The sequence below is a fragment of the Motilimonas thetidivivens genome (genome assembly GCF_046452435.1).
Classification (GTDB): Bacteria; Pseudomonadota; Gammaproteobacteria; order Enterobacterales; family CBDFNC01; genus Motilimonas.
This window is the reverse complement of the sequence record NZ_JBKFDK010000028.1, coordinates 44,106-52,420: the sequence shown is the minus strand read 5'-3', so window position 1 is coordinate 52,420 and position 8,315 is coordinate 44,106. Positions and strand designations below refer to the sequence as shown.

General features: G+C 44.8%; 8 protein-coding genes. 4 read left to right on the top strand and 4 right to left on the bottom strand.

Annotation, left to right across the window (positions count from 1 at the left end):
• Positions 1 to 268 precede the first annotated feature (268 nt).
• Positions 269 to 1,180 carry an aldo/keto reductase gene (locus ACK8OT_RS17335; protein WP_410197763.1) on the top strand — a complete coding sequence of 304 codons (912 nt, stop codon included), beginning with the start codon at positions 269 to 271 and terminating at the stop codon, positions 1,178 to 1,180.
• A 15-nt stretch (positions 1,181 to 1,195) separates the two neighbouring features.
• On the opposite strand, the gene ACK8OT_RS17330 is transcribed toward ACK8OT_RS17335, so the two are convergent.
• Positions 1,196 to 1,540, bottom strand: coding sequence for a DUF3802 family protein (locus ACK8OT_RS17330; RefSeq protein ID WP_410197762.1), 345 nt, complete (start codon positions 1,538 to 1,540; stop codon positions 1,196 to 1,198).
• A 212-nt stretch (positions 1,541 to 1,752) separates the two neighbouring features.
• Positions 1,753 to 3,495 carry a DEAD/DEAH box helicase gene (locus tag ACK8OT_RS17325; protein WP_410197761.1) on the bottom strand — a complete coding sequence of 581 codons (1,743 nt, stop codon included), beginning with the start codon at positions 3,493 to 3,495 and terminating at the stop codon, positions 1,753 to 1,755.
• Between the two features lie 420 nt (positions 3,496 to 3,915).
• On the opposite strand from ACK8OT_RS17325, the gene ACK8OT_RS17320 reads away from it, so the two are divergent.
• Positions 3,916 to 4,548 (top strand): YecA/YgfB family protein, encoded by a 633-nt coding sequence (locus ACK8OT_RS17320; RefSeq protein WP_410197760.1) that lies wholly within the window; start codon positions 3,916 to 3,918, stop codon positions 4,546 to 4,548.
• A gap of 69 nt (positions 4,549 to 4,617) precedes the next feature.
• On the opposite strand, the gene ACK8OT_RS17315 is transcribed toward ACK8OT_RS17320, so the two are convergent.
• Positions 4,618 to 5,544, bottom strand: a complete 927-nt coding sequence (locus ACK8OT_RS17315) for a LysR family transcriptional regulator (protein WP_410197759.1) — start codon at positions 5,542 to 5,544, stop codon at positions 4,618 to 4,620.
• A 98-nt stretch (positions 5,545 to 5,642) separates the two neighbouring features.
• Between ACK8OT_RS17315 and ACK8OT_RS17310 the strand changes: the two genes are divergently transcribed.
• Both ACK8OT_RS17310 and ACK8OT_RS17305 read left to right on the top strand, forming a co-directional pair.
• Entirely contained in the window at positions 5,643 to 6,536 is an 894-nt protein-coding gene (locus ACK8OT_RS17310) for a DMT family transporter (protein WP_410197758.1), read from the top strand.
• 224 nt (positions 6,537 to 6,760) lie between these two features.
• Positions 6,761 to 7,165, top strand: coding sequence for an acyl-CoA thioesterase (locus ACK8OT_RS17305; protein ID WP_410197757.1), 405 nt, complete (start codon positions 6,761 to 6,763; stop codon positions 7,163 to 7,165).
• A 6-nt stretch (positions 7,166 to 7,171) separates the two neighbouring features.
• Here the strand turns inward: ACK8OT_RS17305 and ACK8OT_RS17300 are convergent, their stop codons facing one another.
• Positions 7,172 to 8,263: a glycosyltransferase family protein gene (locus ACK8OT_RS17300; RefSeq protein ID WP_410197756.1), complete on the bottom strand. Its 1,092-nt coding sequence runs from the start codon at positions 8,261 to 8,263 to the stop codon at positions 7,172 to 7,174.
• Positions 8,264 to 8,315 lie beyond the last annotated feature (52 nt).

Here is an 8,315-nt window from a genome sequence, read left to right as displayed (position 1 = left end):
CCATGCTTCCAATACTAAGCCCGAGTCTCACGACTTGGGCTTTTTTACATCTGCAGAAAAACCCAAACAGATCCCCAGAGTGAGCTCCGGTCTTACAAGGAGATATGAACATTGGTATATTTACGCAGTTGGTGTCCTAATGCCTTGGATCCAATACGGTGATCTTTTGAACCATTGCACATAAATTAAGGGTGATACAAAATTAAGTCATAACCGTGATTATAAGCTGCTAAGCTCTTGATACTGGTTATATATTAAGAGGTGTGTCATGACTGTATCTCGTCTTCAGCTAACTGAATCTGGACCTGAGTTTTCTCGCTTTGTTGCCGGCTTTTGGCGCGCAGCAAGTTGGAATAAAAGCGCGCAAGAGCTGCTCACGTTTATTGAGCAAAACATAGAAGTGGGCGTCACTACCATGGATCATGCAGATATTTATGGTGAATATCGTTGTGAAGCGGCTTTTGGTGCAGCGTTAAAGTTAAAACCCAGTTTACGTGACGATATAGAGTTAGTTTCTAAATGTGGTATTAAGCCAGCTTTTGAATCGACGCCAGAACGTTATGTTAATCATTATGATACCAGTCGGGAGCATATACTTGCCTCGGTTGAGCGTTCATTAACTAACCTAAACACCGACTATTTAGATCTTTTGCTCATTCATCGACCGGATCCATTGATGCAAGCGGACGAGGTTGCTGAGGCATTTAGTCAGCTAAAACAGGCTGGTAAGGTGAAACACTTTGGGGTTTCTAATTTTAGTGCGGCGCAGTTTAGTTTATTGCAGTCTCGACTTGATGCTCCTCTTGTGACCAATCAAATCGAAGTATCACCGCTGCAAATGCAAGCCTTGTTTGATGGCTCGTTAGATTACTGTCAGCAACATAAGATTGCACCGATGGCGTGGTCTTGTTTAGCTGGCGGGGATATTTTTACTTCAGACAGTGAACAAGCGCAGCGCGTGAGACAAGTGTTGGTTGAAATTGCACAGCAAATAGGCGCCGATAATATCGATCAGGTTGTCTATGCTTGGTTACTAGGGTTGCCAGCCAAGGTATTACCTATTATCGGCTCGGGTCGAATTGAGCGGACGCGAATGACAGTAAAAGCAGAGTCGTTGCAACTAGATCGCCAGCAATGGTTCAGTATTTGGCAAGCTTCGATGGGGCATTCGGTACCTTAGCTGTTGTGATTCGAGCTAATCAAATTTGGTTAGCTCTGTATCAAATAGATTTTTAATTAGACCCACAAATTCGGTTAAAAACTCTTTTTGTTGCGCTGTAGGTGCTTGATGCCATACGACCGAAAGCACCTCTTCAAGATCGTGGACAATGGCATCAGTTTCTCTCACTACTTCAAAACGATGCGTGCTATCCAAATGTTCATGCTGAATACACACCTTCATGACACTTTCAGCTATAAGATCTGATACATACTCGGCAACTGAACCCTCATTAGATGGGCAAGCCTTGTTTTCAAACAGACTTAGGTTGTCTGTTAGGAAATGAATCAGTTGTATATAACCTTCACTGTCTATGACCATAATCTGCACTCAATAGGATTAATCTAAGATGGTTAAGGGGATAGGTTAAGCTAAGTGCCAACCTTTAATCCGATTCTATCTGTTAGTATAGATACATTCTACGTCATGACAGTATGGATTTGCAGCTATCTGACAAAGCACACAGTATTTACTATGATGCACAAAAAAGCCGTCATCAGACGGCTTATTTATTGGGTAGTGATGACTAAAGCTTAGTCTTTACGTGAGTCACGCTTTTTTGGTGCGCGACGTCGTGCCGGTTTGTTGAAGGTGCCTGCTTCATCAACTTTATGCATTTTTATTTGCTGTTGGCAGATATACACTTTTTGGAAATGCTTCAATAAATCATTGGGCATGTCCTGTGGCAACTGAACGGTTGAGTAATCGTCATGTAGTACGATATCACCGATAAAGCGGCTGTTGATATTACCTTCGTTAGCAATGGCGCCGACGATATTTTTAACTTGTACACCGTGGCTTCGACCTACTTCAATACGAAATGTCTCTAGCGGTACATCAGGGCGACGACGCTCGCCACGTTCACTACGCTCGCCACGTTCAGCGCGAGGTGCTCTTTCGCGTCTTGGGCGATCATCTCGCTCATAGCGATCACTACGAAAACGTTCGTTAGCTGGCTCTTCTGGCAGTTGGAATGGCTTGTCTTTTTGTGCCATGTACAATAGCACTGCAGCCATATTCTCTTTGCTCAGCTCAAGCTCGGCTGACATTTGATCAACCAACTCGGTATAAAACTCTAGGTTTTCCGCTTCGATGACTTTTTGGATGTCAGTTTGGAACGATTCGATACGCTTTTGGGTCACTTCATCACGGGTTGGCAGTGACATCATAGTGATAGGTTGGCGTGTTGCTCGCTCAATGGCGCCTAATAGGCGACGTTCACGTGGTGCCACAAACAAGATGGCTTTACCGGTACGGCCTGCACGGCCAGTACGACCGATACGGTGAACATAAGACTCAGTGTCGGTTGGGATGTCGTAGTTAACAACTAAGCTAATACGATCTACGTCTAAACCACGCGCTGCCACATCAGTTGCCACTAGAATATCTAGGGTGCCTTCTTTAAGCCTTGATACGGTACGCTCACGCAACGCTTGGTTCATGTCACCGTTAAGAGCAGAACTACGGTAGCCACGAGCTTCAAGTTTTTCTGCTAACTCAACGGTTGCCGTTTTGGTACGAGCAAAGATAATCACGCCGTCGAAATCTTCGGTTTCTAGCATTCGTGTTAATGCGTCTAACTTATTAACACCGCTAACCATCCAAGCTTTTTGCTCGATGTTTTCAACGGTTGATGTTTTTGCCTTGATCTTGATTTCGCTTGGCGAGCGCATGTAACGCTTAGTAATGCGACGGATTTGCTCAGGCATGGTTGCCGAGAACAAGGCCGTTTGGCGCTCAGCTGGTGTTTCTGCCATGATGGTTTCAACATCATCAATGAAGCCCATGCGTAACATTTCATCAGCTTCATCAAGCACCATGGCTTTTAATTCTGCCAGGTCTAAGGTGCCACGGTTTAAGTGATCCATGATACGACCAGGTGTACCGACAACCACTTGTGCCCCGCGTTTTAGCGATTTAAATTGTAGGTTGTAGTTTTGACCGCCGTAAATTGGTAATACGTGGAAATTAGGTAAATAGCGTGAGTAAGCCTGAAATGCTTCAGCAACTTGAATCGCTAATTCACGAGTCGGCGCTAAAACTAAAACCTGTGGCTTGTTACTCTTGAGGTCGATATTAGCTAGCAATGGCAAGGCAAACGCTGCGGTTTTACCTGTACCGGTTTGGGCCATACCTAACACGTCCTGGCCGTCCATGAGCAATGGAATACACTGAGCCTGAATAGGAGAAGGAGTTTCGTAGCCCAGTTCTACCAAGGCTTTCAAGATAGTTTCAGGAAGGTGTAAATCATTAAATGACGGAGTTTCTATGGACATGTAACCTCTAATGCGAGTGGGTAATTAAAAAAAGCGGGATATTATAGGATATCTGTTCATGAAATGCTCGATATTTATGCTGTAGGTCACAAAAAAAGTGAAAAACTAGTCGGAATTTGCTCATCCTATTTGTTTTTCCTGTAAATATCTGACCGTCTGCTCGATGAGCTAACCATACTAGCTCAAACCATCCCTCTTAAATTCTTGTTCAAGTTTAACCTAATTTGCACTATTTGCTGGTTTTTTGTTCAGTTAACTATCTCAACCTAGCGTCAGGCATCAGCCATGGTCGATATTTAGTCGATTATTCATGGCTAAGTGATCAGTGGCGAGATCCGACTCGCAGAATTGGTGGCTGATGTTGGGGCGCGGGTGTCCATGCTTTATTATCGGTGACAACGGAATTTACAAGGACTAGTCATGTCGTACAGTACAGCGGAACTAATTAAAACAATTAATCACCCTGCTTTAGTTGATAAAGTGATGGGCCCAACTCAAGCCCAAGGTTTTACTTTCGCGGTTTTGAGTGCACCGGCATTGATTCCAACTAAAGATTGGTGGCCAATGCTGTTTGTCGAACAAAAAATTGCTGCCGAAATCGAGCCTGAAGCACGTGATGCCTTTTTACAGCAAATCATGGTTTACTTTAAAGCTGCGGTTGATTCATTAAAAAGCCCTGAAGGTTTTCAATTTCCTGATGTGTGTGATTGTAAAGACAACAATACGAATGTTGAGTTAATGGCATTTTGTGCTGGCTTTTTGCAAGGCTATCATTGGCTATCTGATTTGTGGCAAGACCGACTTGAAAAGCTAGATCATGAGTCGAAGACGCTGGTCTCTCAAACACTTTTGGGGGCGATGGTGTTATCTGGCCATCCGCAGCTACCTGTGATGCTAAAAGACACACCCAAAGATCAGTTACCTGTGGTTGATGATGTGTTTGCTGATATGCCAAAAACCTTAACGATTTTTGCTACCTTTGGTCGTCGTATCGCGGCAGCTGAAACCATGGCTGAGTTGAAGAAATCTGAAGCGGCAGCAAAAGGCAAGTAATCAGCAGCTTATAGCTAATCAATTTAGAATGTTCGTACTTATTTCTAAGGCAGCCTCCGGGCTGCCTTTTTACTTAGCGACTGAACAAACCCTCATAATTAATGACTTCAACCAGTTGATTGCAACATCATGGCTGGTTAATGAATGCTGGGCGATTTCATAGCTGACCATAATCGGCTGGTCTGCTATCACAAGTTGTTGCAATGGATAACGTTGGCATAGTTCACTGGCGACCATTTCAGGCATCACCACTAAGTACTTACCTTGCATCAGTAATTGTGGCACGGCGCTAAAGGTTGGCACTTGGGCGGCGACATGGCGTTGCAATTGTTGCTGACTAAAATACTGATCCATTAATTGCTGTGAATGTCCCCAACTCGAGGTGTAAATGTGGCTGCGGCTTACCAGTTCATGGGCCGTTATCTGGCCCGGCGTTTGAGGGGTAAAGCTAAGATCAGTGACACAAGTGAGCGGGTTATCCAGTAGGTGGGTTTTATCGAGTTTGTCACTGAGATGGCCACTACCAGCAAATCCTATTACTAAATCTAGGGTTTTACGTTCAAGCTCTTTTTCATAATCACTGTTAGTCAGCTCAAATACATCCAATCTAAGATGTGGGCCAAATGCTGCCAAGTGTTCAATCATGGACGCGACATAAGTTTGTTCGATGGCACCGCCGACCGCGATTTTAAAATGACGCTGGTCTTGGTTGGGATCAAAGCTAGCTTGGCTTTCAATGCCTTGTTGAATTAATAGCAAGGCCTGTTGTATTGCAGGAGCCATCAGCAGCGCTTTTTCAGTGGGCTGCATTTCTTTGCCTACCTGAATAAACAAGGGATCATCTAGTTGGCTGCGCAAGCGACTCAGGGCATGACTAATGGTCGATTGAGATAAGTGCATGATTTTGGCAACCATAGTGACATTACGTAGCTGCATTAGGTGGTTAAAAACCCGTAACAGATTTAGATCAAGTTGGTTTGCTAGCTTGTTATTCATTTTGGCCATACCTAGATGTTTATAATTCATTTTATTAATACTTTGACCATAAATACAATTACGTCTGGTTAAAACTCTATTGGTTATGAAGTATTAATATGAAAAGTTATGCTTACTTGCTCGCGATCGGCCTACTTTGGGGATCGCAATTTATTTTCATGCATCAAGCACTTGAGGCATTTCCGCCGATGGTAGTGGCTGCAAGCCGTGCATTTTGCGGTTTTATCACACTGGTTCTGGTCTGTCGTATGTTAGGCCTACGCAGCAACAAGTTTAATTGGTCTGTTTACATGAGTATCGCCTTGCTGGATGCCACCTTGCCGTTCATTTTAGTGGCTTGGGGTCAACAATACGTGGATAGCGCGGTCGCTGCGGTGACCATGGGCACGATCCCCTTTATGACCTTATTGCTTGCCCCCTTGGTGATTAAATCAGAGCGCATCTCGCTATGGGGCATGATCAGTGTTGCCTTGGGCTTTGTCGGTATCGTGGTGTTGTTTGCACCGCAATTGGCGAATGCGGCTAGTTTATTGTGGCCAATACTCGCTATATTGTTCGGCGCCGCTTGTTTTGCCTTGGGGATGTTAATGATTAAGCGTTTTGCTGATGAAGCCCCGTTACTTGTTGCGCGTAATATATTGGCTTGTGCTGCGATCCAGTTGACCTTGATATCTCTAGTTAGCCAAGATTTCACTGCCATTACCCCTTCGGTTGGCCCCGTCATGTCGCTATTAACTTTAGGCGTGTTCTGTACTGGCTTAGTGTATTTCCTGTTTATGGCTTTGATCCAATTAAGTGGTCCAACTTTTGCCTCCTTTAGTAACTACTTGGTGCCATTATTCGGCATGATTTTAGGGGCGCTGTGGTTGAATGAGCAAATCAGTCATACCACCTTAATCGCGCTGGCGATTATTCTTGGCTCTGTTGCACTGAATCAATGGGCTAATCAGCGTGAGCAAAAACGCCTTAAAGTCTTAGCGGCAAGTTGTTAATTTGGAGGTTACGCCTTGTTGCATCGGCTTGTCAGCTAGCAGCAAGGCCCCGCTTTTAGATTGGCCATGTATTTGTAACGTGATTGGGTATAATGGCACTGAAATTTTACAGTGTGACCTGAATATGAAGTACCACCAACGCAAGTACAAAGTTCACAAGCGTATCAAGCGTCGTTTGATGGTGCGTTATCTGCAATTTAATGCCGCAAAGGAGCGAGAGAAGCATGAGTCAGCCATTTCGTCTGCAATTTAAAGTCCGTGATTACGAATGTGATATGCAAGGGATTGTAAATAATGGTGTTTATTTCAATTACCTAGAGCATGCCAGACATGAATTTTTAATTGAGCGTGGCGTTAATTTTGCTGAGTTAACTGCGGCAGGGATCCATTTAGTGGTGGTCAAAGCCGAGTTGGATTATAAGGCTTCCCTGACTAGCGGTGATGAATTCTATATTGAGGTTGTACCCGAGCGACCGAGTAAGGTGCGCTTTGCGTTTCGTCAAACCGTGGTGAGGCTAAGTGATAACAAGGTTGTGTTATCCGCATTGATCACAGGCACTTCACTTAATACGGCTGGGCGACCGTATCTTCATCCAGACGTTGATCTCGTTTTCCCTTTATCTAACTAAATCATTCTATTTGAGCTTGGCCAAAATGATTTGGCAGGCCGTCATCACCCCGTCTTCGGCTTTTGCTGTTAGCGGGTTAGGTTGATGGCTAACTTGTTCAATGAGGGTTGCAAAGCTTGGGCTAGTGAGCTGCTCAGGGTCTATTTCTGCACAGCTGACATACTGGGCTAAAAAAGTGTTGAGGTAGGGCGTTTCCGGCCAATCTGGGCGCATTAAGGTAATCGCCTTGGTCCCCGCTGCGGCTAATTCGGTATAGGTACCATAGCCGGGCTTAGTGATCACTAAATCAACACTATAGACTAAATCAAGAAAGGCCATGTTTGGCTCGGTATATTGGCACATGTCATTGCGCGATGCGGGGATGGCTTGATCAACCAGCCAAAACCAGTCTTGGTGCTGCGGCCAGCGTAATAAATCCAGTGGCACGGTTAACCCACCGAGGGCGATTAATCCTATCTTAGTGGTTTGTCCAAGCCCCAGTGCTTGGCGCAAATCGGTTGTTCTTTGCTGCCCTTTTTGAGCGATAGGCCCAATGGCTTGCTCATTGGGTTGTTTATGATTGGGCACATGTGGCGTGGGCTTAAGTGCCAAACTAACGCTTTGATAAGCGCGATCCATTAAAGGCAGTAGCTCATTAACGAGTACCGGATGCTGGCTATAGCTTTGTAGTATTTGGCTCCAGTTAAAGGGACATAGACTCATACTGGGGATGCCCAGCTTGGCAGCGGCAGCTAAGGTCACGGGAGAAATATTTGCGATCACTAAATCGGGCTTGAGTTTGGCCAAAATGGCTTGCTCTTGCGCTTGTTTTTCCGTCCATGTCGCTAACAGCTGTAAATAATGTTGTTCACTGGTTGGCACATCGACACTGATGGCGCTGTGCATTGTCATACCAAAATCGGATCCGATTGGGATCAGGGTGTATTCGTGACTTAAACGAGAGCGAAAATAACTGTCCGGCAGGGTCGATAATATACTGATCTTGAGTTCAGGAGCTAGTTTTTGCAGAGCGGCAATCACCGAGGTGCTAATGGCACCATGCCCAAAACCGTGATGGGTGATAGAAAAACAGATATGCTTACCATTCGCTCGTGTCATGATCATGAGTACTATGTATTGAGATGGATCCACTATACCCAAGTTAGGTACG

Excerpts from the sequence above, each read along its gene's own strand:
- ACK8OT_RS17335 (WP_410197763.1), top strand. The coding sequence starts at position 269 with ATGACTGTATCTCGTCTTCAGCTAACTGAATCTGGACCTGAGTTTTCT.
- ACK8OT_RS17330 (WP_410197762.1), bottom strand. The coding sequence starts at position 1,540 with ATGGTCATAGACAGTGAAGGTTATATACAACTGATTCATTTCCTAACA.
- ACK8OT_RS17325 (WP_410197761.1), bottom strand. The coding sequence starts at position 3,495 with ATGTCCATAGAAACTCCGTCATTTAATGATTTACACCTTCCTGAAACT.
- ACK8OT_RS17320 (WP_410197760.1), top strand. The coding sequence starts at position 3,916 with ATGTCGTACAGTACAGCGGAACTAATTAAAACAATTAATCACCCTGCT.
- ACK8OT_RS17315 (WP_410197759.1), bottom strand. The coding sequence starts at position 5,544 with ATGAATAACAAGCTAGCAAACCAACTTGATCTAAATCTGTTACGGGTT.
- ACK8OT_RS17310 (WP_410197758.1), top strand. The coding sequence starts at position 5,643 with ATGAAAAGTTATGCTTACTTGCTCGCGATCGGCCTACTTTGGGGATCG.
- ACK8OT_RS17305 (WP_410197757.1), top strand. The coding sequence starts at position 6,761 with ATGAGTCAGCCATTTCGTCTGCAATTTAAAGTCCGTGATTACGAATGT.
- ACK8OT_RS17300 (WP_410197756.1), bottom strand. The coding sequence starts at position 8,263 with ATGACACGAGCGAATGGTAAGCATATCTGTTTTTCTATCACCCATCAC.